23 protein-coding genes and 4 tRNA genes are annotated in these 24,880 nt (G+C 36.3%); 3 read left to right on the top strand and 24 right to left on the bottom strand.

Annotated elements, in window-relative coordinates; translation table 11 throughout:
* Nucleotides 1–142: 142 nt before the first annotated feature.
* The 16 genes from rplL to BUC16_RS08250 all read right to left on the bottom strand — a co-directional run bounded on the left by rplL (nucleotide 143) and on the right by BUC16_RS08250 (nucleotide 8,629).
* On the bottom strand, nucleotides 143–511 hold the full coding sequence (gene rplL / locus BUC16_RS08325) for a 50S ribosomal protein L7/L12 (protein WP_073369727.1): 369 nt from the start codon (nucleotides 509–511) through the stop codon (nucleotides 143–145).
* Nucleotides 512–603: 92 nt separating this feature from the next.
* Nucleotides 604–1,104, bottom strand: a complete 501-nt coding sequence (rplJ, locus tag BUC16_RS08320; protein WP_073369725.1) for a 50S ribosomal protein L10 — start codon at nucleotides 1,102–1,104, stop codon at nucleotides 604–606.
* A gap of 22 nt (nucleotides 1,105–1,126) precedes the next feature.
* The gene (gene rplA, locus BUC16_RS08315; protein ID WP_073369723.1) at nucleotides 1,127–1,816 is read right to left on the bottom strand and encodes a 50S ribosomal protein L1; all 690 of its coding nucleotides are present in this window, start codon (nucleotides 1,814–1,816) and stop codon (nucleotides 1,127–1,129) included.
* 3 nt (nucleotides 1,817–1,819) lie between these two features.
* Nucleotides 1,820–2,266: a 50S ribosomal protein L11 gene (rplK, locus tag BUC16_RS08310; RefSeq protein ID WP_073369722.1), complete on the bottom strand. Its 447-nt coding sequence runs from the start codon at nucleotides 2,264–2,266 to the stop codon at nucleotides 1,820–1,822.
* A gap of 65 nt (nucleotides 2,267–2,331) precedes the next feature.
* Nucleotides 2,332–2,883, bottom strand: coding sequence for a transcription termination/antitermination protein NusG (gene nusG, locus BUC16_RS08305; RefSeq protein WP_073369720.1), 552 nt, complete (start codon nucleotides 2,881–2,883; stop codon nucleotides 2,332–2,334).
* A gap of 10 nt (nucleotides 2,884–2,893) precedes the next feature.
* The gene (secE, locus tag BUC16_RS08300) at nucleotides 2,894–3,091 is read right to left on the bottom strand and encodes a preprotein translocase subunit SecE (protein ID WP_073369718.1); all 198 of its coding nucleotides are present in this window, start codon (nucleotides 3,089–3,091) and stop codon (nucleotides 2,894–2,896) included.
* Nucleotides 3,092–3,109: 18 nt separating this feature from the next.
* Nucleotides 3,110–3,180: transfer RNA gene (locus BUC16_RS08295), tRNA-Trp, on the bottom strand.
* 60 nt (nucleotides 3,181–3,240) lie between these two features.
* Nucleotides 3,241–4,428: an elongation factor Tu gene (tuf, locus tag BUC16_RS08290; RefSeq protein ID WP_073369717.1), complete on the bottom strand. Its 1,188-nt coding sequence runs from the start codon at nucleotides 4,426–4,428 to the stop codon at nucleotides 3,241–3,243.
* Nucleotides 4,429–4,482: 54 nt separating this feature from the next.
* Nucleotides 4,483–4,554: transfer RNA gene (locus tag BUC16_RS08285), tRNA-Thr, on the bottom strand.
* Nucleotides 4,555–4,632: 78 nt separating this feature from the next.
* A tRNA-Tyr gene (locus BUC16_RS08280) sits at nucleotides 4,633–4,713 on the bottom strand.
* 30 nt (nucleotides 4,714–4,743) lie between these two features.
* Nucleotides 4,744–4,817 (bottom strand) — tRNA-Thr (locus BUC16_RS08275).
* 92 nt (nucleotides 4,818–4,909) lie between these two features.
* Nucleotides 4,910–5,212 carry a ribosome hibernation-promoting factor, HPF/YfiA family gene (gene hpf / locus BUC16_RS08270; RefSeq protein WP_073369715.1) on the bottom strand — a complete coding sequence of 101 codons (303 nt, stop codon included), beginning with the start codon at nucleotides 5,210–5,212 and terminating at the stop codon, nucleotides 4,910–4,912.
* 33 nt (nucleotides 5,213–5,245) lie between these two features.
* Entirely contained in the window at nucleotides 5,246–6,142 is an 897-nt protein-coding gene (locus BUC16_RS08265) for a tyrosine-type recombinase/integrase (protein ID WP_073369714.1), read from the bottom strand.
* A gap of 70 nt (nucleotides 6,143–6,212) precedes the next feature.
* Entirely contained in the window at nucleotides 6,213–6,410 is a 198-nt protein-coding gene (rpsU, locus tag BUC16_RS08260) for a 30S ribosomal protein S21 (protein ID WP_073370216.1), read from the bottom strand.
* A 172-nt stretch (nucleotides 6,411–6,582) separates the two neighbouring features.
* A complete protein-coding gene (locus BUC16_RS08255) occupies nucleotides 6,583–7,725 on the bottom strand; it encodes an acyl-CoA dehydrogenase family protein (RefSeq protein WP_073369712.1) in 1,143 nt (380 codons plus the stop codon).
* A 19-nt stretch (nucleotides 7,726–7,744) separates the two neighbouring features.
* Entirely contained in the window at nucleotides 7,745–8,629 is an 885-nt protein-coding gene (locus tag BUC16_RS08250) for a ComEA family DNA-binding protein (RefSeq protein WP_073369710.1), read from the bottom strand.
* A gap of 171 nt (nucleotides 8,630–8,800) precedes the next feature.
* Between BUC16_RS08250 and BUC16_RS08245 the strand changes: the two genes are divergently transcribed.
* Nucleotides 8,801–10,279, top strand: coding sequence for an amino acid permease (locus BUC16_RS08245; RefSeq protein ID WP_073369708.1), 1,479 nt, complete (start codon nucleotides 8,801–8,803; stop codon nucleotides 10,277–10,279).
* Nucleotides 10,280–10,354: 75 nt separating this feature from the next.
* On the opposite strand, the gene BUC16_RS08240 is transcribed toward BUC16_RS08245, so the two are convergent.
* The 7 genes from BUC16_RS08240 to BUC16_RS08210 form a co-directional block, all read right to left on the bottom strand.
* Entirely contained in the window at nucleotides 10,355–10,582 is a 228-nt protein-coding gene (locus BUC16_RS08240) for a PspC family transcriptional regulator (RefSeq protein WP_073369706.1), read from the bottom strand.
* Between the two features lie 53 nt (nucleotides 10,583–10,635).
* On the bottom strand, nucleotides 10,636–11,907 hold the full coding sequence (locus BUC16_RS08235; protein WP_073369704.1) for a DUF2851 family protein: 1,272 nt from the start codon (nucleotides 11,905–11,907) through the stop codon (nucleotides 10,636–10,638).
* 115 nt (nucleotides 11,908–12,022) lie between these two features.
* Nucleotides 12,023–12,505 carry a 3'-5' exonuclease gene (locus tag BUC16_RS08230; protein WP_084546128.1) on the bottom strand — a complete coding sequence of 161 codons (483 nt, stop codon included), beginning with the start codon at nucleotides 12,503–12,505 and terminating at the stop codon, nucleotides 12,023–12,025.
* 170 nt (nucleotides 12,506–12,675) lie between these two features.
* On the bottom strand, nucleotides 12,676–14,799 hold the full coding sequence (locus BUC16_RS08225; protein ID WP_073369700.1) for a RagB/SusD family nutrient uptake outer membrane protein: 2,124 nt from the start codon (nucleotides 14,797–14,799) through the stop codon (nucleotides 12,676–12,678).
* A gap of 30 nt (nucleotides 14,800–14,829) precedes the next feature.
* Nucleotides 14,830–18,096, bottom strand: a complete 3,267-nt coding sequence (locus BUC16_RS08220; RefSeq protein ID WP_084546127.1) for a SusC/RagA family TonB-linked outer membrane protein — start codon at nucleotides 18,094–18,096, stop codon at nucleotides 14,830–14,832.
* Between the two features lie 583 nt (nucleotides 18,097–18,679).
* On the bottom strand, nucleotides 18,680–19,078 hold the full coding sequence (locus BUC16_RS08215) for a hypothetical protein (RefSeq protein WP_073369696.1): 399 nt from the start codon (nucleotides 19,076–19,078) through the stop codon (nucleotides 18,680–18,682).
* A gap of 247 nt (nucleotides 19,079–19,325) precedes the next feature.
* Nucleotides 19,326–21,281, bottom strand: coding sequence for a putative porin (locus BUC16_RS08210; protein WP_073369694.1), 1,956 nt, complete (start codon nucleotides 21,279–21,281; stop codon nucleotides 19,326–19,328).
* A gap of 174 nt (nucleotides 21,282–21,455) precedes the next feature.
* Here BUC16_RS08210 and rnhB point away from each other — a divergent pair, with 174 nt between their 5' ends.
* Entirely contained in the window at nucleotides 21,456–22,115 is a 660-nt protein-coding gene (gene rnhB / locus BUC16_RS08205; protein WP_073369692.1) for a ribonuclease HII, read from the top strand.
* 14 nt (nucleotides 22,116–22,129) lie between these two features.
* Here the strand turns inward: rnhB and lipB are convergent, their stop codons facing one another.
* A complete protein-coding gene (gene lipB, locus BUC16_RS08200; protein ID WP_073369690.1) occupies nucleotides 22,130–22,846 on the bottom strand; it encodes a lipoyl(octanoyl) transferase LipB in 717 nt (238 codons plus the stop codon).
* Between the two features lie 332 nt (nucleotides 22,847–23,178).
* On the opposite strand from lipB, the gene lysS reads away from it, so the two are divergent.
* Nucleotides 23,179–24,879, top strand: a complete 1,701-nt coding sequence (lysS, locus tag BUC16_RS08190) for a lysine--tRNA ligase (RefSeq protein WP_073369686.1) — start codon at nucleotides 23,179–23,181, stop codon at nucleotides 24,877–24,879.
* Nucleotide 24,880: the final 1 nt, after the last annotated feature.

Below are 24,880 nucleotides of genomic sequence, written 5' to 3'. Positions count from 1 at the left end.
TTTCTTCGTATTGACTAAAAGCTATTTCGTATTTAAGACTCTTTAAGATAACTTTTAGAGTATAATTTAATTATACGAAAAAGGGTTTAGGTCTTTGGATATGCATCCAAGACCTAAACCTAATTCTCTAAAGCGAATTGAATTATTTTAATTCAACTACTGCTCCAGCTTCTTCCAAAGATTTTTTCAAACCTTCTGCTTCTTCTTTAGAAACACCTTCTTTTACATTAGCAGGTGCGCTATCAACTACATCTTTAGCTTCTTTCAAACCTAAACCTGTAAGTTCTTTTACTAATTTTACAACTGCCAATTTAGAAGCACCAGCTTCTTTCAATACAACTGTAAATTCTGTTTGTACTTCTTCAGCAGCAGCTTCTCCACCACCTGAAACTACCACAGCTGCAGCAGCTGGTTCGATTCCGTACTCATCTTTTAATATTGTTGCTAATTCGTTAACTTCTTTTACTGTCAAGCCAACTAATTGTTCTGCGAATTGTTTCAAATCTGCCATTTTTTCTATCGTTTTAAAATGATTTGTAAAATATAATTTATTTATTGTGCGCTAATTAAGCAGCAAGAAAAACTAATTTCCTGCATTGAGAATTATGCCTCAGCCTCTTCGCTACCAGCGAATTGGTTTTGTAAAGCAGAAATAACTCTTTGTGCTGGAGATTGCAATAATCCAATGATTTCGCCGATAAGCTCTTCTTTAGATTTAATAGTTGCCAAGGCATCTAATTGATTGTCTCCAATGTAAATTTCAGAATTGATGTAAGCTCCTTTTAAAACTGGCTTATCAGATTTTTTTCTGAAATCTTTGATTATTTTTCCAGGTGCATTTGCAATGTCTGAAATAAAGATAGCACTGTTTCCTGTTAATACAGAAGGCAAGTCTCCATAATCATTAGCTGAAGCTTCCATTGCTTTTGCAAGCAAAGTATTCTTGACAACTTCTAATTTAATACCTGCTTTGAAACAAGCTCTTCTCAAGTTTGAAGTTGTTTCTGCATTTAATCCAGAAATATCAGATACATAAATGATATTTGTACCAGCTAACTGTGCAGTTAAATCTTCAATCGCGATTGATTTTTCTTCTCTAGTCATACTAAAAATTTTTAACTACCAATTATACTGCTTTAGGATCCAAAGCAATTGCTGGACTCATTGTGCTTGTAAGGTGAATACCTTTGATGTATGTACCTTTAGCAGCAGTTGGTTTAAGTTTGATTAATGTTTGAATAATTTCGTGTGCGTTGTCGAAGATTTGTTCAGCTCCAAAAGAAACTTTACCAATTCCTGCGTGCACGATACCAGTTTTATCAACTTTGAAGTCAATTTTACCAGCTTTAACCTCTGCAACAGCTTTTGCAACATCCATGGTTACAGTACCTGTTTTAGGGTTTGGCATTAAACCTCTAGGTCCTAAAATACGACCTAATGGACCTAATTTACCCATAACAGCCGGCATAGTGATGATCACGTCAACATCTGTCCAACCGTCTTTAATTTTTTGTAAATATTCGTCAAGACCTACATAGTCTGCACCAGCTTCTTTAGCTTCCGCTTCTTTGTCTGGAGTAACCAATGCCAATACTTTTACATCTTTACCAGTTCCATGAGGCAATGTTACCACACCTCTCACCATTTGATTCGCTTTTCTTGGATCTACACCCAAACGTACTGCGATATCAACAGACTCATCAAATTTTGCAGAAGCTATAACTTTGATTAATGCTGAAGCATCTTTCAAAGAGTATAGTTTGTTCTTTTCAATTTTTGAAGCAGCCTCTTTTTGCTTTTTTGTCAATTTTGCCATGTCTTAAGCTTGTTTTAGAGGAGAATCTCCAGTTACAGTTATACCCATAGATCTAGCCGTTCCTGCGATCATGCTCATAGCAGACTCGATTGTGAATGCATTTAAATCAACCATCTTGTCTTCCGCGATTGTTTTGATAACATCCCAAGTAACGCTAGCTACTTTCTTACGATTTGGTTCTCCTGAACCAGATTTAAGCTTTGCTGCATCCATTAATTGAACAGCAGCAGGTGGTGTTTTTACAACAAAATCGAAAGATTTGTCTTTATACACTGTAATTTGCACTGGGCAAACTTTACCTGGTTTATCTTGGGTTCTAGCATTAAATTGCTTACAGAACTCCATGATATTAACACCAGCAGCACCTAAAGCAGGTCCAACCGGTGGCGACGGGTTCGCAGCACCTCCCTTAACTTGTAGTTTAACTACTTTACTAATCTCTTTAGCCATTTTTTAAAAAATTTAACACATTAACATGGAAGCGAAAATGTGACTTATTATATATGTAACAAAAATTATACTTTTTCAACTTGCATAAACCCTAATTCCAATGGTGTTTTTCTTCCGAAAATTTTCACCATTACTTCCAGTTTACGCTTTTCTTCATTAATTTTTTCAACAGTTCCATTGAAACCATTGAAAGGTCCGTCAATAACCTTGATCGTTTCGCCCAAATTAAACGGCACTGAACGAGTATCGGTATTCACCGCCAATTCATCTACTTTACCCAACATCCTGTTAACTTCAGAAAGTCTTAATGGAACAGGCTCACCACCTTTAGTTTCACCTAAAAATCCGATTACACTTGTTATAGACTTGATAATATGAGGAATTTCACCAATCAGATTAGCTTCAATCATTACATAACCCGGAAAATAAACTTTATCTTTAGCTAGTTTCTTTCCATCTTTTACAGTAACTATTTTTTCAGTAGGAACCAAAACCTGGGAAACATAATCACCCATTCCCAATCTGGCGATTTCGGTTTCGATGTAAGCTTTCACTTTATTTTCCTGTCCGCTTACTGCTCGAACGACGTACCATTTTTTTAAATTATTATCTGTCATAACAAAAAAATTACGCTTTTATCCAGGTGAAAAATTTCTCTAATAAATTTGCAAACATTTCATCCACTCCCCAAGTTGCCAAAGCAAACAATACGGAGAAAACAGCAACAACAATAGTTAAACGTTGTACTTCAGCCCATTCCGGCCAAGTAACATTTGATCTTAATTCTTCAAATGCTTCTGATATATAATTAACAACTTTTGTCATTATGATTTATTTTATTTGCACGGGCGGAGGGATTCGAACCCCCATCAACGGTTTTGGAGACCGCTATTCTACCCTTGAACTACGCCCGTTCGTTAATAAAAACCAGTAACACCTTGAGGGTGTTACTGGCTAATAATTAGTATTATAAATTAAGCTACAATCTCAGTTACCTGACCTGCACCTACAGTTCTACCACCTTCACGGATAGCAAAACGTAATCCAACATTCATTGCAATTGGGCTTAACAAAGCTACATTAATAGTTAAGTTGTCTCCTGGCATAACCATCTCAACACCTTCTGGTAATGTAATAACCCCTGTTACGTCAGTTGTACGTACGTAGAACTGTGGACGGTAGTTATTGTGGAATGGAGTATGACGTCCACCTTCTTCTTTTTTCAAGATATAAACCTCTGCTTTGAAAGTAGCGTGTGGTTTTACTGATCCTGGCTTAATGATAACCATTCCTCTTTTGATAGATTCTTTATCAATACCTCTCAACAACAAACCTACGTTATCTCCAGCTTCACCTCTATCAAGGATTTTACGGAACATCTCAACTCCTGTAATAGTAGAAGTCAATTTTTCAGCTCCCATACCAATGATTTCAACAGCATCTCCTGTATTGGCAATACCAGTTTCGATACGACCTGTAGCAACAGTTCCACGACCAGTAATTGTAAATACATCCTCAACCGGCATCAAGAATGGTTTGTCAGTATCACGTACTGGCTCTTCAATCCAACTATCAACAGCTTCCATCAATTCAAGAATTTTAGGAACCCAAGCTGGATCATTATTCAATCCACCTAAAGCTGAACCTTGAATAACTGGACAGTTGTCACCATCATACTCATAGAAAGACAATAAGTCTCTGATTTCCATTTCAACAAGTTCCAACAACTCAGCATCATCAACCATATCCACTTTGTTCATGAAAACTACCATTCTAGGAATACCAACCTGGCGACCTAAAAGGATGTGCTCACGTGTTTGAGGCATTGGTCCGTCTGTAGCAGCTACAACAAGGATAGCACCGTCCATTTGAGCAGCACCAGTAACCATGTTTTTTACGTAATCCGCGTGACCAGGACAGTCAACGTGTGCGTAGTGACGGTTAGCAGTTTCATACTCAACGTGTGATGTATTAATTGTAATACCTCTTTCTTTTTCTTCTGGAGCATTATCAATTTGATCAAATGATTTTGCTTGACAGTAACCAGCATCAGATAACACTTTTGTGATTGCTGCTGTTAAAGTAGTTTTACCGTGATCTACGTGTCCGATCGTACCAATATTTAAGTGTGGTTTCGAACGGTTAAAGGTTTCTTTTGCCATTTTACTTAATTTTTAATCTAGTTTATATATTTATTTCAATTTCCTACTTACTTGAGCCAACTACGGGAATTGAACCCGTGACCTCTTCCTTACCAAGGAAGCACTCTACCTCTGAGCTAAGTCGGCAGAATCCTTGATTTGAGAGTTTAGATTTTAGATTCTTTTAATCTATAACCAAAATCCGCAATCTAAAATTAATTCTTGTGGGGAGAGCAGGATTCGAACCTGCGAAGTTCACACAGCAGATTTACAGTCTGCCCTCGTTGGCCGCTTGAGTATCTCCCCAACTTTTTCTATTAAAACTTTCGCCTTTTGAGCCGGCGGAGGGACTCGAACCCACGACCTGCTGATTACAAATCAGCTGCTCTAGCCAACTGAGCTACGCTGGCAATATCAATAAAAAAAGTCCGCTATTTCTAACGGACTGCAAATGTAGAAATTTTATCTCTCAATCAAAACATTTTTTTAAAAAATTTTGATATTAAATATGATCTCTTATTTTTTCTTTCCTTTTTACCAACAAACGCTCCAAAGATTCCGCAGAAAGCTCCACCGCTTCTTCGAAAGTCTTGCAATGTTTCTTTACCAAAAAATCATCCCCAGGAACATTAATTTTGATTTCGACAAATTTATTTTCTTTTTCACTCGTCTTTTCTACTTTCAAAAAAACATCTGCCGATACTATTCTATCGTAATATTTTTCTAATCTGTCCAATCTTTCTTGAACGAAATCCACTAGTTTTCTGTCAACAGTAAAGTTAACTGCCTGAACATTTACCTTCATAATCAAAATTTTTATTGGTTAAACATTTTAGAATTATTTTGAATTTCTCGGATGAGCCTCCTCATACACCTTTTTTAGTTCTGACAAACTACTATGGGTATAAACTTGAGTCGACGCCAAACTTGAATGTCCTAATAATTCTTTCACTGAATTCAAATCGGCTCCGTTATTCAATAAATGAGTCGCAAACGTATGTCGCAATATATGTGGACTTTTCTTTACCTTTTCGGAGACAGTACTAAAGTAGTTATTTATTAATCGATACACAAAGGAATCATTCAATTTTAACCCTTTTTTTGTGAGAAAAAAAAAGTCGCCATCCGTAACCTTCTCTAAACGTGTTCTTTCGTTAAAATACAAAATTAGCTGTTGGGAAACAATTGGCAACAGCGGAATAATTCTCTCCTTATTTCTTTTGCCAAGAACTTTCATGGTGCCGTTTGACACGTTTACATTGCTAGCTTTCAGGTGAATTAATTCCGTCCTTCGAATTCCGGTGGTGTAAAACAAATCAATTATAAGCTTGTTCCTTATTTCCTCAAAACCTTCTGGATTTTGTATTTGGTTCAAAACATCATCAACTTCTTTCTCCGAAAAAGGAATCTGGAGCGTTTTGGGGGTTTTCAATGCTTTATGCTTCAAGAGCGGACTTACTTCTATTTGTTTTGTTTTCAGCAAGAATTTATAGAATGCTTTCAAGGAAGCTATTTTCCTGTTGACCGAAACATTCGACATATTGTCATCCACAAGCGAAACAATCCAAGTCCTTATTTGACTGTAGTTTACCTGGTCGATATTTTCTTGATCGAATTGATTTTTATTGAACGACTCGAAGAAGTTGATGTCATTCAAATACGCATTTACGGTATGTGGAGAATATTTTTTCTCCAATTGCAGATAATCTTTAAATGCGTCCTTATTATTAGCCATAAAAAAAACCGTTAGCATCAAAGGTATTAAACTTTAATGACTAACGGTATTTTATTGCAACAGAAAATAATTAACTATTCTCGATGTTGTCTCTCATATTCTGGATATAAGCAGCTTTTTGAATTTTTGCCCTGTTGGTAACTGATGGTTTTATAAAAGCAGTACGAGCTCTTAGTTGACGAACAGTTCCAGTTTTGTCAAATTTTCTTTTATAGCGCTTTAATGCTCTATCGATATTTTCTCCGTCTTTAATTGGTATAATTAACATAATTTTATCACCTCCTCTCGTTAAGGCTGCAAAAGTAATCAAACTTTTGAATTATGAATCAAAAAACACAAATTATTTTTCAACCAATAAAAAGAAGATGGATTTAACAAAAAAAAGAGTCAAGTTACAATTTCTTGCTTCTTGACTCTTTTACCTATATACTATTCTCTTTTTATCCTTTCAAAATATTTCTGGAAATCACCAATTTCTGAATCTCGGTAGTCCCTTCTCCAATGGTACACAATTTGGAATCCCTGTAAAATTTCTCAACTGGATAATCTTTGGTATAACCGTAACCACCATGAATTTGGACAGCTTCGTTAGCCACTTTCACACAAACTTCCGAAGAATACATTTTGCTCATCGCTCCAAGAGTAGTCATGTTTCGGTTGTTGTTTTTCAAGAAAGCCGCTTTGTGCAACAACAATTCCGAGGCTTCAATTTCGGTCGCCATATCGGCAAGTTTAAAAGCTATTGCCTGAAATTGACTTATCGCTTTTCCAAACTGGTGTCTTTCTTTCGAATATTTCAATGCCGCTTCATAAGCTCCTTTTGCAATACCCAACGACAAAGCTCCTATTGAAATCCTTCCGCCATCCAAAATTTTCATCGATTGAACAAAACCTTCCCCTACTTCTCCCAATCTATTGGCATCGGGAATTCGGCAATTGTCAAATATCAATTCGGCTGTTTCGCTGGCGCGCATTCCCAGTTTATTTTCTTTTTTTCCCGAAGTGAATCCCGGCATTCCTTTTTCAAATACAAAAGCAGTCATTCCCTTAGAATCCCCTTTTTTGCCAGTACGTACAATTACCACTGCAACATCCCCAGAAATACCGTGGGTAATAAAATTTTTGGCTCCATTTACAACCCAATGATCTCCATCTTTAACGGCAGTCGTATTCATCCCGCCAGCATCAGAACCCGTATTGTGCTCCGTTAATCCCCAAGCGCCGATATGTTCGCCAGTGGCTAATTTTGGAATCCATTTTTTCTTTTGTTCTTCATTTCCAAATGCCAATATATGATTTGTACATAATGAATTATGTGCAGCAACCGACAATCCTATGGATGGATCCACTTTAGAAATCTCTTCAACAATGGTAACATATTCATGATATCCCAATCCAGAACCTCCAAGTTCTTGGGGAACCAAAACCCCCATAAAACCCATTTCACCCAATTTTTTGAATAAAGAAATCGGAAAAGTTTGCGCTTCATCCCACTCCATTATATAAGGTCTAATATTTTTTTCGGCAAAATCTCTTATAGATTGCGCTATCATTGTTTGCGTTTCGCTGTAATCGAAGTTCATTGTAAAAAAGGTATGAATTTTAAAAGGCCAAATATAAGGCTATAATATTTGCCTTATCAATAGGAAGACCTTTAATTTTTGTTAAATCATCAACATTTTTAAAATCACCATTCATGCTCCTGAAAGTTACTATTTGTTTGGCGAGCTGATAATTGAAATACGGAAACTGGGATAATTCCTTGATGGAAGCGTTGTTAATGTCCACTTTCCTCAGCTCGGGAAGTGTCGAAACTTTAAAATGGGAATTCAAATTTTCTATAACTTCAGGCGACAATCCCCAAATATCTTTCATCTGTTCCATTGAAACAAACCCGCCAAGACTTTCCTTGAATTTTAAAATTCGAAGTGAAATTGCCTCGCCAATTCCATAAATCTTGATTAAATCTTCTTGGGTAGCTTTATTTATATCGATGACGACCACTTTTTCTTTTTTAGCGAAAGCCGTATAGGAATATTTTTTATATTCTTTGGATTGTTTCTTGTTCTTGACCCAATCCGGAAATTTAAAATAAGGAGAAATGGCATTCAACAAGGAATCCGAAACCTTGGTCACCGCTTGAAATTCTTTGGGCGAATTCACGTATTTATTTTGCTTTCTAAAAGCCAACAGCCGGTCTATTTCCGAAACAGACATCCCGAGTTTATACCCTTTGTAATCCGAAATAAAATTAGGGTTGAATGGATAGATCTTTGGAATGTAATTCCGCTTTTCTTGTTTCATCGAATCTACTTGTGATTGCAGGGAAAGCCACTTCTCCTTTTCGGGAGAATCATTCGAAAAGGAACTAAAATCGGTAAAGAAATAAGCCAGTTGTAAAGAAATAATCACTGTAAACAATAAAAAAATCCCCAAGCGTTCCCCTTGGAAAAACTTAAAATAGGTCTTAATTGTTTTAAAATTCATTCCAAAAGCAATTTACAATATATAAACATAAGAAATATTTTATAAAATAATTGTTTTCTCAACAAAAAAGTTAAAAAGAGAACAAACATTTTCAAAAATGAAGTTTTACTTATAGTTACTGCATCAAAAAAACAATATATTTGGTACATATTAACAACAAACCAAAATAATATGTCAATTTGGAAAAGAAAACCATTAGATCTACTATTGGCAGAAGCCGCTGATTCAGAAAAAGGATTAAAAAGAACATTAACCGCCTGGTCATTGGTCGCACTAGGAATAGGCGCAATTATTGGTGCTGGATTATTCGTTAGAACAGCAACCGCAGCTGCACAAAGTGCAGGACCATCAGTAACAATAGCCTTTGTTGTTGCCGCCATAGGTTGTGCATTGGCAGGATTGTGTTACGCTGAACTTTCGTCTTCCATTCCCATTTCGGGAAGTGCTTACACCTACACATATGCCACTATGGGTGAATTTCTGGCATGGATTATCGGCTGGGATTTAATTCTTGAATATGCAGTGGGAGCTGCAACAGTAGGGATTGCTTGGAGTGAATATTTAAACAATTTACTCACAAACGTGCTTCATGTAGACCCCATACCCTATGCCCTTTGTCATTCACCATTTCAAACATCACTAACAGGAGAACAGGGAATGATCAATTTACCTGCTCTTTTTATAGTTACCGTAATCAGCCTCTTGTTGATAAAAGGAATACATGAATCAGCTGTGGTAAATTCCATTATTGTTGTTGTTAAAGTTTTGATTGTTATATTGATCATCGTTGTGGGGTGGCATTTCATAAACCCAGCCAACCACACTCCTTATATCCCGCCAACAGATGTTTTCGTTGACGAACATGGAGTTGGACACGCCTATGGAGGCATAATGGGAATATTGGGAGCCGCAGGTACCGTTTTCTTTGCATTCATCGGATTTGATGCCGTAAGTACAGCTGCACAAGAAACCATAAACCCTAAAAAAAATATGCCAATCGGCATCTTGGGATCTTTGGCTGTTTGTACCGTTTTATACATCCTTTTTGGACATGTTCTTACAGGTCTTGAGCCAGTAGAATTCTTTAGAACCAGCGGGAAGGAGGCTTCTGTGGCCAATGCCATAATCCACGCTATGGGAGAAAGCTATAACTGGCTTGCCCAATTTATAACCATTGCCATATTAGCAGGTTTTTCATCTGTTATTTTAGTGATGTTATTAGGGCAATCAAGAGTTTTTTACTCTATGGGTAAAGATGGCTTACTACCAAAAGCATTTAGTGATTTACATCCCAAATACAAAACTCCATACAAAGCAAATCTTGCAATTCTAGTAATTGTTGGAGCTTTTGCTGCTTTTATTCCCGGAGATATTGTTGGAGACATGACAAGTATTGGAACTTTATTTGCCTTTGTTCTTGTATGCATTTCTGTTGTTATCTTAAGAAAAAAAGAGCCAAACATGGTCAGGGAATTCAAAACTCCATTTGTTCCTTTCGTGCCACTTTTAGGAGTATTTGTGTGCTGCGCCATGATGTACGGCCTTGGTTGGACAAATTGGCTGAGACTTTTTGTTTGGATGGCTTTAGGTGTTATATTTTATTTTTTCTATGGCAAAAAAAACAGCAGATTAAATAATTCGAAAGAATAACAATTATCTAAATCTAAAAAAGGGATTATAAAGCAGCTTTGCTTTATAATCCCTTTTTCTATTTGCAAGACTTGATTACAAATCAAAAACCGAAGTCCGTTTGGCTCGAACCAAATCCTTCAATCGTATCCAGAAAGCCAACGTTAAATATACGCCAAACCACAATCCGGCCGTGACAAACGTGATGTAAATAAAAAACAAACGCACGCTGGTTACACGCATTCCCAATTTATCGGCAAGGCGGGAAGAAACATGGAAACCATATTTTTCAAAAAAATACTTGAGTTGTAGTACTGCTGACATATTTTGAAGTTTGGAACAAAATTACACTATTCTTGAATTAACGAATTGCCAAATTAACTTTTTTTCAACAATTCCATTCCAATGGCGCATTCCAGACAACGGCTTTTATTGCAATATTCATTTTTGAGTTGCAACAAGGACTGCGATTCAAAAGCACTTTTTGATTTGATGCCAAAAAAACTGAACTTATCCATAATCGCATTTTTTTCGGGAGCGACTTTATCCAACAACCGTATCAAATCTTCGGAAACTTCCTTGCCTTGACTTTTTGCGTATGCAAATTGAAGTGGAATTATGGTGTTTATTAAAATCAAATCAATAAATGCTTTAGAAAACTTCTTCTCTTTCTTGGGGCTCTCTTTGTCAAATTGATAATGCTTTTGCCAATAATTCGAAGCCGAAACACGAAAGGTTTCATAAATACTTTCTATCGAAGTTGCAGTGATTATTTTCGAAAACAAGTTTTGTTGAATATGGTATAAATTCGCCAATTGCGACAATCGAATCGTCGGGAAATTATCTGGACGATGCTTGAAAAATTGCACTGGCTCAACGATAAATTTCTCCAATTGATATTTGTGCAACAAATAAAAATACCTGAATTTTAAATCTTTGAAATAAGCGTCTTCTTTTTCCAAGTCCAACAAACCGGCACTTCCCAAAAGCAAGGCTTCCAAATTTTCGACTTCGAAACTTTCTTTTCTTATTATGGAAAACGGAATGGTTTGGGCTATTTTAAAAAAGATATCGCCATTGGTATTCAATCCTAAATTCTTGGCCAAAAGACAAAACAAAACCGCTTCCCAATCTTGATTGGTTTGATTCAATAATTCGAAAATGGGATTTGATTTTCTTTCCAATCGCTCGAAAAACAAACGTTCTTGCCAATTCTTCAAGGTAAACTGCGGGATTGCTGCCAATTGTTTTTCACAAAAAATCCAAGATTTTGGCGCTATCAGCGATTGGTAATTGACGATTGTTTCGTCATCCACATATTTTTTGAGTTCCAGAACGGGAATTTCACTGTTGTTTTTCCTAAAAATTTCGGTGTCGTGTTCCCATACCACGTGAAGAATCACGTTTTCATAAGCCTGGTCTCTTTCGTGATGATGCACGTACCAATCCGAAGATTTAAGATGAATTTCCACGTTTCCTGCCCATTTTTGGTTACCAATGGAAATTTGGGCATTGAAAAAATCAGGACCTGCCAATTCTAAATATTGTCCTACATTGATAATGGTGATTTCCTCTCCATTGAAAGTTTTCAGGTTCAAAGAGTCAAATTTCTTGAATTTCCAGAGGTAATGGAGAAAATCTTCTTTCATTTTCAAGCTTTTAGATTGAATACTAAAGTAATGAAAAAAAATCCAACTTTACATTGAAAAAATACAAAGCCCAATTAGTATTCAGAAAACAAGATTCATTCGTCTCTCGCAATGACTAGCGAAGCAAATATAATTTGGCGCAAGCACGAGCATCGGACAACGCTTCGTGGTGGTTTAATTTTATATTCATTTCACGGCAGCAATCACTTAATTTTGCTGGTTTTAGCCCTTTGGCTTTGTAAATTTTTACGGTGCATTCCCATCGGGAGCCAATATTCAATTCTTCATAATCCAAGCCGTAAAGCGCCATTGATTTGGCCAAAACATTACGGTCAAAACTTTCGTTATGAGCCACAATTTTCCTGTTTTGAAGTCGCTTTTTAATTTCTGGATAAACTTGGGCAAAAGTTTTTGCGTTCACCGTGTCGCGTGGATAAATACCGTGAACCGCAATCGTGTAGGGATTATATTCGTTTTTCGGAGGCTTGATCAGGGTGACGTATTCATCGACTATCACGCCGTTTTCTACGGTAACTATCCCAACAGAACAGGGATGGTATGCTGTGGCAGTTTCAAAATCTATGGCAGTAAAAGTCAAATGGATTGTTGATTTAGATTAACGATTTTTAGATTCACAAATCTAATGTTAATGAACAAGATTAAAACATTCCCAACCATTTTATTTATCATAATTTAGAAATTATTTTAGGCAAAGCATAAAAAAATCCGCCCTAAGGCGGATTTTAATAAACAGAATATCAAATGATTTTATTGATTTGGAAAACCATAATTATTGGATATTTTACCTCCCGACACTTGAATAGTCGTAGCAGGAATGGCTACCAAATAAAGTGGGGAATAATTAGCCGTGTAATCTGCTGGAAGATACCCTCCAAAAACACCGTCAGTATTTACTTCCCATGGTTTAGTTACTTCATTGGTAAGATCAACACCATAAGGAACCGACTTGTAACCAGCTGCAATAGCTGCTGTTACTTCTGTAGGAGTCAAAGGCTTGAACAATCCTTTTATTGCCAACATCGATTTCTTCAATGTCACACTTGTTGGAGCTACCCAATCCGTTGCAGTACCTCTCCAAGCTGGAAATAAAAGCGGATGCAATGGATCCGTTTCTGAAACATAAGTATTTCCAGTCAAGATATCACTAAGTCCTAAAGCTTGTGCTTGTGCAAGAGTAAACTCTTTAGTGTAGATATTAGCAGAAATCACGTTTCCATTTGGAAAAGTATAAGAACCCGTGGTACGAAGCGCATTAATCATTGCCGTCATTTGAGTTTGTAATTCATTTACTTTTTTGCCCAATAATCCCCAACGAACTAAATCCAATTTACGCTGTCCTTCTCCTCCAAGTTCAAATGCCCTTTCGTCTTGAATAGCCGTCAAAAGAGTCGCTCCGGATTTACTGTTTACATAAGTTGTAGTTTTTGCTGTATATTCAGGATCGCTTGGCAAGAAAGCACGTTTACGAACTTTTAATAATTCAGCTTTGGCATTCGCATCATCTCCAAGTACTGAATAAGTTTCTGCCAACAACAATATCATGTCTCCCAAACGCATGTAAGGTGCATTGATACCTGTTATTCTTTGTCTAACTGCATTGGTTTTATCCGTCATACGAGAATAATCCCATTTATTCAAAGACAAACCACCATTTGTAGTATTTCCTTTTTTAAATGTAATCATTTTTTCATCTGCAACACCTCCCAAACCTGTTGTAGTAACTGTTACGTCTCGTCTCAAATCTTTATTGTCAAACATTCCAAAATAATAGGTTGGAAAAAAACGTATTTGACCATACGCTTTTGGAGGATAAGCTGGACTACCTCCACTAGAAGGACGACCAAATGCATAAGGGCGCTCTGTTGTTGTAACTCCAGCAAGTTGACTCACTTCAAAAATCATTTCAGGACTGATTTTATAATCCATACCATCTTGAAACACTTTTTGAAATGGGTTACTGAATTTATTTAATGGAGTTCTCGCATCAGTAGTTACTAGCGAAGCATTTCCTGAATAAACCAACTTTTTCAAGTAGGTATTTGCCATAGTATAATAAGTCTTGTAATCTGACCTACGAACCATCTTACCTCTAGTAGGATGCGATTGAAGAACCTCGCCATCACCTGTGTAAGTTGGTGGTCTAAGTGCATAACCTCCTCGAATTAAAGCCAATCGTCCTATCAATCCTTGAACATATTCTTGAGCCATACGAGTAGCGGTTGTAGCCACACCATTTGAATTCATTTTATACATCATTGGCTCAACCTTAATAAGATTGGCTAATTCACTTTCTTGAATTATATTACGATCCGTGACAACAGCATTCTTGTAATCTTCATCCGATAATATAGGTTTTGTAAAATAAATTACATCTCCCCAGTTTCTGGTCAATTCAAAATACATCGTGGCACGAATAGCTACAGCTTCGCCATATAAATGAGTCAAAGTGGATGGTTTCGTTTTGTCGGCAGAATTATATGCCGCATTATTTTCGAAAGCATCAATAATCACGTTACAACGCATAATGGTTTTGTAAATTCCATTCCAGGCATCAGGCGGATTATCGGAGGCTGTTGGAGCTTTAAAATACAAATTTTCTCCATTATAACGCAGTGCATTAGACGTTAATTCCGGCCCTAGCTCAATATCAGAACCCACACCAGTTACTTCATAGAACAATCTGTTGGAGTGAATCCCAGATTCAACGCTCAACAATTCATAAGCTCCCAAAAGGGCTTTGTCTGCTTCGGTTGCTGATTGAAATACAAACTGTGAATCATATTTTGAATCCGATTGTACTTCAAGAAAATCTTGACATGATGTAAACATCAGTATCGACAAGAAACTCAGGTATATTATTTTTCTTTTCATTGTTGTATTTTTTAAAATTAATTGTCAGATTTAGAATTTCACATTTACTCCAAGAGTAAAAGTACGCGCTTTAGGATAGGCTCCAAAATCCATACCAGGTGTTGGATATGTACCATTTCTACCATTTCCGGCATCAACCTCAGGATCATAGCCTGTATATTTAGTCCACAACCAAGCATTGATTACCGTTGCATAAATCCTGAAATTTTGCATTCCAACTTTATTGGACACATCTGAAGGCAATGTATATCCAAGTGTAACATTATTCAATCTTATGAATGAACCATCTTCAATTCCATCAGAATGTACCACTGCTTTTTCGTGAAAAGGCATATACGTTGTAGCGTTTGCATTTAAGGCATCCAATGCAGCTGGATCATAAATTCTTACCAAATCTCCTGCTGCATTAACATCAAACAATGTATAAGCATTTTCAGTAGAAGGACTAAAATTATGAAATGGCAGTTTGTTTCCAAAAGAATTTGACAACTTATTTACATTGTAAATATCATTACCATAAGAACCGTTAAATCCTAACAATAAATCCAATGATTTATAAGAAGCATTAATGTTTAATCCACCCGTGAATTTAGGAGTTGTATTACCAATAATTGCAAGGTCGTCAATTTCGTTAATATTAGTCGCACTACTTGTTGTACCCAATTTCTCTAATTTCAACATACCAGGAATAGCACCAGAACCACCAACATTACCCAAAACTCCAATTGAATTAGAAACTCCAGGTTTAAGAGTATAAGCTTTGGTAACTGCATCATAATTAAAATCTGCCGTGGTATAAAACCCTGCATATTTATATCCACGAATTAATCCCACAGGCTCTCCCACTTTAAATCCATAATCACCGCCTACTGGCTGCATTGTTGAAGATCCCCAACCACTGGTGTAATAGTTAGAAGTTACTCCAGGCGAAAGCTCCTCCACTTCATTTCTGTTAATGGAGATATTCAAATTAGCCGATAATTTGAAATCTTCTTTTCTAACAATATCTCCTCCAATGGTAAATTCAAGACCCGTATTGCGAGTTTGACCAATATTATCCATTTGAGAAACATATCCCGTATAAGCTGGCAAGGTATTTACCATCAAAAGATCTTCGGTTGTATTCCAATAAACATCAATTGTACCATACAATCTGTTATCAAAGAAACCATAATCGATACCCAAGTTTCTTGTAATTGTAGTTTCCCATTTCAAATTAGGATTGGTCAACATAGTAGAAGCAGGGACATTAAGTCCATTTGGCACATTATTATATCCATAACCAGATGCACCTGTCCATTCTGGTCTCCATAATCCTGCAGCAATTTGGTCATTACCCGCCTCACCATAACTTAAACGCACCTTAAGATCACTAACTGTTTTAGAGTCTTTCAAGAATGATTCATTTGAAACTCTCCATGCAAAAGCGGCAGCAGGGAAATAACCCCATCTGTTTGATGGCGGAAAATTACTAGAAGCATCTGCACGCAATGTGGCAGTAAATAAATACCTGTCTTTCAAAGCGTAGTTTACGCGTCCAAAGAAAGATGCCAATCGCATAGGATCTTTTTCATTACTAAAAATTCTTATTTCGTTTTGATTGCCATATTGCCCCATAGCGGCAAAAACTCTATTGTAATCATACGCTAGTGGATACTTAGTACCCGTCAGTCTCGTTCTCTCTCCGTCTGTACCATTCACCTCTTGTCCCAATAACAAATCCAATTTATGGTTTTCCCCTAAATTTTGGAATTTGTAATTGGCCGTGTTCACAAAACGATAGCGCGTGTCGTAATCTTTGGTAATAGTAGCATCTCCACCTTCTACCCCAACGGTGTTTTTTGCAACCGAACCAGTATATTGATATCGAGAGCTATAATCTTTGGAAGCGCTATATTCTGAACGCAAAGTCAATGCATCATTTACTCTCCAAGTAAGCGCTACATTCCCTCTATATTTTTGACGCAAAGTTTTGTCATAAATATCTTTTATAGTTGGAATTGGATCAAACTGCGGCTTAACATAAGATTCATAAACACCAAGATTAGTATTACGATTTCCTAAAGGAGTAACCGGAGTAAACATCAGCGCTCTTGTTAACCACGAACCCACTGAACTAGTTTGGTCTTCATTTCCAAAAACTTCTTGATTGCTATAGTAAATATCCCCTTCAAAATCAAGGTTCTTGGCAATTTCACTTTTTATTTTTGCCAAAATATTGGTTCTTTTATAGTAGGATTCAATCTTCAAACCATTATCATCCAAGTTGTCAAAAGAAACGCTGTATCTCGTTTTTTCATTCCCTCCTGTTATGGCTATATTATGATTATAGGCGGTAGTACTACGAATAACCTCTCTTTCAATATCTCTATAATCAGCAGTTTTATATGCATTGATACCCGCTGGATTCAAATTGCTGTATTTAGTGCCAAGTCCATACTCGCTTGCCCAAGAATCTCCTGTGGTAGCTCCCATAAGAGTTCCAAAATCCCAATTCATTTTTACAAAATCATACCCGCCTAAAGCCCCTATATGGTTTGAAGCTGATTTAATTTGAGTGCTACCATTGTAGGTAATACTCACTTTACCACCAGAAGGCGCTTTTGTAGTCACGAGAACAACTCCATTGGCTCCACGAGCTCCATAAATTGCAGTTGAAGAAGCATCTTTCAATACATCAATACTAGCGATTTGAGAAGCAGGAATATCATTAATATTACTCACGGGAAATCCATCAACAATGAATAACGGATCATTACTTTGGGTAATAGAACCACCTCCACGAACTCTAATAGATACTTTTGCATCAGGACGACCGTCCATTGCCGTAACCGTAACCCCAGCAACTTTACCCTGCATGGCTGTCGAAATGTTGGCAACAGGATAAGACGCAAGATCTTTCCCTTTTATGGAAGCCACGGAACCCGTAATATCTTTTCTTTTTGAAGTTCCATAACCCACTACCACAATTTCATCCAATTGATTACTTTCTTCAGACAAGCTCACATCAATTTTAGTTTTCCCCGAAACAGGAACTTGAAGTGTTTTATAACCTATAAAGCTAAAAACTAAAACATCCGTAGATTTGGCGCTTATAGTGTAATTTCCATCAAAATCTGCAGAAGTTCCATTCGTCGTGCCTTTCACAAGTACCGAAACACCCGGAAGTGGCCCTCCTAATTTAGCATCTTTTACATTACCATTAATTTTTAATACTTGTTGCCCATAAATTGGCATACAGAGTAATATTCCTAATAAAAGGAAATAATAACTTACTCTCATTTTCTTTTTTTTCATATTGATTAGTTAGTTTGGTTGGTTAAAAAGTTGATTTACTATGCTATTACATAGTTTAATTAAAAAGTGGTCCTGTTTTCTCCAATAGTCATGTTGTTTTTAGTTATTAATTGAATCTATTTCACAATCTACATATCCTCCCAAAAAAAGATATTCGCATTTTTTTAACAATATCATGGTCAAAATTATTTCCGAACAAGTTTTATACAAAGAATAAAATCAAGTCTTCACATAAGTGTAAACTATACACTCAAATAGTCTGCATCAAACAAAGCGTAATCGATTGCGCAAACCTAAATAATAATTTTAATCTTACCAAAAAAAAACCAATTAAATTACAATAAGTATAAAAAAAAACACCTTTAATTATTCATCACGCATAAATATTCCAAAAATCAAAAACTTACTATCCTCAAAACACTACAAAAACAATAGCATTTATTATTTCTTAAGAAAAAATCAATATTGAAAATATGATCCAAAAAAAAGCCCACAAGATTATAAATCTTGCAGGCTAATCTTCATCTAACAAAAAATTTATTCCGTCAATCCAAATAATGGAAAAAATATTTCTTCAAAAAAATTAAAAAGCTATCTCATAAACATCGCAACTGATATAATCCAACAAACGCTCTCTATATAATTCCTCGTCATAAAACTGTTCCGGCCAGAAAGTGGAAGAATAAAAATACATTAAATCAAACACGTCTTCATATTGAGTCGCCAACACATCCAGATATTTTATATACCGGTTGTGACAAAAATATTCTTCTTCATAACTAGAATTGACTGTGGACAATTCTCTTTTTTGCATTGGAAAACCGTCTACCTCATAGCCTTTGCCAACACAATAATCCGATATTATTTCAACCACGTAACTTTCATGGATTTCTCCATATTTAAAACAATCCACACAGTCACCAATAAGATCCCAAACTTCGTGGATTTCCAAAATTCTGTTTTTAACTGATTCTATTTCCATTTGAATAATTTTAATAATTACCCAAAAATATATAAGTGGTTAATTGCTATTTTACGGTATTCCTCATTTTTGAATATTTTTTTTGAAAAAAAATTATAACATAAAAAAAAGCTTACAAGGCTTAAAATCCTGTAAGCTAAATACTTCAATTGTCTTTAAATTTATTTATGCAACCGATACTATATTCAAGAGGAATCTTTCGCTTTTCTATATAAACTGATTTTTTTTCATAGCTATTTATTAAACCTTATTGGAAAAAATTCCAAACAACGCCAAATCGAATCATAAAATCGTGATACGGATTATTGGGATCCGAATAAAAATTGTTTCCTGAAAAAGAAGAATTGAAATGTTCTGCTATCACGTAAATCCTGGTTCTTTGAATTCGGGCATTAAAGAAAAAATCCAAGTTGGCAAAATCCCCAATTTCTTTCCTGTTTTGAACAAAAAACTCGCCAATGACCGGATTATATGCATTAGAGAAATAATTCGTGAAATAATTAAACGTTACCCCTGTTTGAAAAAACAAGGATTTATGAAACAACTCTTGAGAAAAATAAAGCGTGTTTCTGGTCAAAAACTCGGGAACGTTGAGAATAAAATCTTGTTGATCTACTTTTTGGTACAAAAGGGCATTGTCTAATGCCAGTTTCCAAAAAGTGAACTCTTTGCTCACTTTAACCGATAAATAATTGATGGCGCTACCATATTGGGCTGGATTCACAATTTGTTGATTCAAGGCAATCTGTTCTGGCGTGGAAATATCGGCAAAATACAAATGGTCGTTAAAAATCGAATATTGAACAGATGCTTCAAGCCAAGGAGTGTTGGCATTGACAACAATGGAGTTTATTTTTTCATTCTTGAAATCATTCGACCAATTATAATCTACGTAACTACTTTGATACAAATTATAATTGACATTGGGCAGTTTATTCATATTTTGGTATTGGAATGAAAACTGGGTTTCATCATTCCAATCGTATTGCAACTTGGCATCCAAATCAGACAAAGATTGATCCGTGACTGATCTTGAAAACCTAAATCGTCCCGTCCATTTGTTTTTTCGATAGTCATATTGACCGCCAATACTATTAACCCTTTGGCTAATGGAACTAGGAATTGTTCCGTCATCCAAAATCAATATTTGGTTATAGTAATAATTATTAAAGAAATCATCGGCAAAAAACTGGAACTTGCCCAAAGTCGTGTTTTCATAAGTAATCCCCACTTTATTATAGGTTTTATTGTAATGAGTTTGGTCATTTATCCCGCTGGTTCTATAAGATTCTCCAAATCTGTACACAATAGAGCTCCCAACTGTGGAAGTTACCGTAGGCTGATTGTATTCGAAGTATTTATTTTCATAATTAAATTGATGGCCCACATACAAATTATTGCTTCCAGCGGTCGAATTGACTCTAAAAAGGTGATCCAAAAACACTCGCTTTCCTTTTAGAAATGATTGTGCATCCGTTAAATACACCTCCAACCTGTCTCTATTTACAAAGTTGGGATCGCCACTTTCAAAATCTTCTGCCGTAGTTATTCCGCCATTTTCTTCATTCTTGATGTCTTGGGCAACAAAATGGGCATTGGCAAAATAGCGGTTGTTCTTGGTGTTATAACTTGTCGTAAACCTGAAATTTCCGGTACTCGACAATTGATTAACATATCGCCCCTCAGAGCGCAATCCTTTATAAGCAGCAGAAAAATTAAGCCTTGGCGTCATATTCAACGTAAAAAAAGCATCCACGTTTTGCCCTTGTTTCATCACGGTTTTAAAATACAATTCAGTAGTGGGAGTCGCAACGGAATTGTATCGGATTTGGTTGGCTTCCAAAAAATTAAAATGTTTTGCCTTGAATCCAAATTCGGGAAGTGGCGAAAAACGATTCAAACTGTATTGCAAAGTGTTATAGGTTTGTCCTTCATTCGAGAAAGGCATCAATCCAAAAATATCTCTACGCAAGTAATTATAGTTGTATAATTTTTTTATGGTTAGCGAAGTGTCGATATAAGTAGTGTCACGTTCCAAAGTAATCACTCGATACAAATCTATGGGAGCCACTTTTTCTTTCTTCTTTTTTATCGAATCCGTGCTGTTGTATTCGCTGTCAAAACCCAAAAGACTCGTGATTTTTTGCTGAGAAAACAAGGATATTGGCAATACTAAAAAACACAAGAAAAAGAAATTCCTCATTTGAAGCGGTATATGATTAGGCAATTATTCGATAAATATTTATGAAGCAAAGGTAAATGAAAAATGGTACAAATAAAAAAACGACTTGATTTATGGAAATGTTTTGGCAAATAGTAATTTGATACCCTTTTTTGGAAAATTTTTTACAATATTTGTTCTTCCAATACCAAAAATATGCTGCTTACCAATTTTTCAACATTTACACTGGAAACCGGAACCGACGAAGCTGGCCGTGGTTGTTTGGCGGGACCTGTAACTGCCGCTGCCGTAATTCTTCCACCCTATTTTGAAAACATAATCTTAAATGACAGCAAGCAATTATCCGAAAAGGTTAGAGAAAAACTAAGACCAATTATTGAAGAACAAGCCATTTCATTCGCCGTAACCCATTTGCATCCGAATGAAATTGACGAAATAAATATCCTGAATGCTTCAATGAAAGGAATGCAGGAATGCATCTTGAAATTAAGCCAAACGCCTGAATTCATTATTGTGGACGGCAATAGAGCATTGAATGCCAAATTGGGGTTGAAAAACACTTTTGGAAAACGGTTTACAAAAGAAGAAATCGAATTATTGAAATCAATCCCGAACCAAAGTATCATAAAAGGCGATTCCAAATATTTAAGCATTGCTGCCGCTTCGGTTTTGGCAAAAACCTATCGCGATGATTACATGAATCGCATACACGAAGAATTTCCGATGTACAATTGGAAGAAAAACAAAGGCTATCCCACTCAAGAACACCGTGAAGCCATCCGAAAATATGGCACGACTAAATACCATCGAATGACATTTCGATTATTGCCGGAACAGTTGAAATTGGAAATATGATTTCAGATTGTTGATCAACGATTTTTGATTTCAGATTGAATCTCACAATCAAATAATGTCGTGAAATGTTTCAGGATTTTCGCTTTCACTTCAGCTTCATCCACTTTTTCGACACCTAGTTCGACGTTTAAAGAAGTAACGGCTTTACCGCGAATGCCACAAGGAATAATGTTGTCGAAATAACCCAAATCAACATTGACGTTTAATGCAAAACCGTGCATTGTAACCCAACGGGAAGCACGAACGCCAAGCGCACAAATTTTTCTGGCAAACGGGGTTCCCTCTCCGAGCCAAACACCTGTTTCACCTTCGCTTCGACCGCATTCCAATCCGTATTCCTGCAAAGTCAGGATGATGGATTCTTCCAGAAAACGCAAGTATTTATGAATGTCGGTAAAAAAATTATCCAAGTCCAAAATAGGGTAACCCACTATTTGTCCAGGACCGTGATAAGTAATGTCGCCGCCACGATTGATTTTGTAGAAAGTGGCTCCTTTGGCTTCGAGTTGTTTTTCGTTCAGCAATAAATTTTCTAAATCACCGCTTTTCCCCAACGTATATACGTGCGGATGCTCGACAAAAAGGAAATAATTGGGAGTTGCAAGATTTGTTTCTTCTCTCCTGTTCTGAATTTTCAAATCGACAACCCCCTTGAATATTTTTTCTTGGTATTCCCAAGTGGTTTTGTAGTCTTGGAGTCCTAAATCTTGGAGTTGAATGGTTTTGTTCATTGCCTTATTTTGAAATGCAAAGTTACGAAGTTTTTATTGGCAATGTTTTTATAAATAAAATATGGAACACGGATGACGCAGATTGAACGGATTGGCGCGGATTTTTGACTTTTATTTTTTTAGAAAGGTTTTATGAAAAGCCAAAAGTTGTCGTTTAGCCCCGATAGCAGTGGAAATCCTTTTGGGGCGGGGTTCGGCCCAAAAGATTGCAACGAATAGCGGGACGACTGTTGATTGAAAAACCCAATATTTCTGCTCCTGAAAATTCTGAAATCTGCAATCAAAATTCTGCGATGAATTTGTTATCTTTGCGCTCTTAAAATCTGAATATAATGGCATTATCTGAACAAGAAATTATCCGTAGAGAAAAACTTCAAAACTTACGCAATTTAGGAATTAACCCTTATCCTGCTAATCTTTTTCCTGTAAATCATACTTCGAAGCAAATAAAGGAGTCTTTTGAAGAAGGTAAAAAGGTGATTGTTGCCGGGCGTTTGATGAGTGTGAGAGATCAGGGAAAGGCTTGTTTTGCTGAATTGCAGGATAGCGAAGGGCGTATTCAATTGTACGTGAATCGTGATGTTTTGTGTTTGGAAGAGGATAAAACCTTGTACAATCAAGTATTCAAAAAATTGACCGATTTGGGCGATTTTATTGGTATTGAAGGTGAATTGTTTACGACACAAGTTGGTGCAAAATGTATTCGTGTAAGCGGTTTTACTTTCCTTAGTAAAACTTTGCGTCCGTTGCCATTGCCAAAAGTGGATGAAGATGGAAAAGTTCACGATGCTTTTAACGATGCTGAATTGCGTTACAGAATGCGTTATGTGGATTTGACGGTGAATCAAAATGTAAAAGAGACATTTATCAAGAGAACAAAATTGTTCAATTCGATGCGTTCATTTTTTAACGAAGCAGGATATTTAGAGGTTGAAACTCCTGTTTTGCAATCTATTCCCGGTGGTGCTGCAGCAAGACCTTTTATCACGCACCATAATTCGCTTGACATTCCGTTGTATATGCGTATTGCGAATGAATTGTATTTGAAAAGATTGATTGTTGGTGGTTTTGATGGCGTGTATGAGTTTTCGAAAAACTTCCGTAACGAAGGAATGGACAGAACGCACAACCCAGAATTTACCGCCATGGAAATATATGTAGCCTACAAAGACTACAACTGGATGATGGATTTTACCGAAAACTTGTTGGAACATTGCGCTATTGGTGTAAATGGAACTAGCGAGGCTATTTTTGGTGAACATAAAATCAATTTCAAAGCGCCTTATGCCCGTGTTACCATGACGGATTCCATCAAGCATTTTACTGGTTTTGATATTTCCGGTAAAAGCGAGAAAGAACTTTTTGAAGCTGCAAAAGGGATGGGAATTGACGTTGACAACACAATGGGTAAAGGAAAATTGATTGATGAGATTTTCGGTGCTAAATGCGAAGGGAATTATATTCAGCCAACTTTCATTACCGATTATCCAAAGGAAATGTCACCACTTTGTAAAGAACACCGTGACAATCCGGATTTGACAGAGCGTTTCGAATTGATGGTTTGCGGTAAAGAGGTAGCAAATGCTTACTCAGAATTGAATGACCCGATTGACCAAAGAGAACGTTTTGAAGACCAGATGCGTTTGGCTGCAAAAGGTGATGATGAAGCCAATGGAACGATTGACGAGGATTTCTTGAGAGCTTTAGAATATGGTATGCCTCCAACATCAGGATTAGGAATTGGAATGGATCGTTTGATGATGTTCCTTACCAATAATGCCTCTATTCAGGAAGTTTTGTTTTTCCCGCAAATGCGTCCGGAGAAAAAACAAACTATCGAATTATCTGACGAGGAAAAATTGATTATTGATTTACTAAAAACCAATGAAAACAAAATGGATTTGGGATTATTGAAAATCAAATCAGAATTGAGCGGCAAAAAATGGGATGCTGCCACCAAAGGTTTATCAAAAAACAACCTGATTAAGGTAAATCTTGTTGGTGAAAGTAAAATTATGGAATTGGTGGAATAAA

The organism is Flavobacterium fluvii (assembly GCF_900129545.1).
Taxonomy (GTDB): domain Bacteria; phylum Bacteroidota; class Bacteroidia; order Flavobacteriales; family Flavobacteriaceae; genus Flavobacterium; species Flavobacterium fluvii.
The sequence above is the reverse complement of the archived record's forward strand: the minus strand, read 5'-3'. Positions and strand labels throughout refer to the sequence as shown.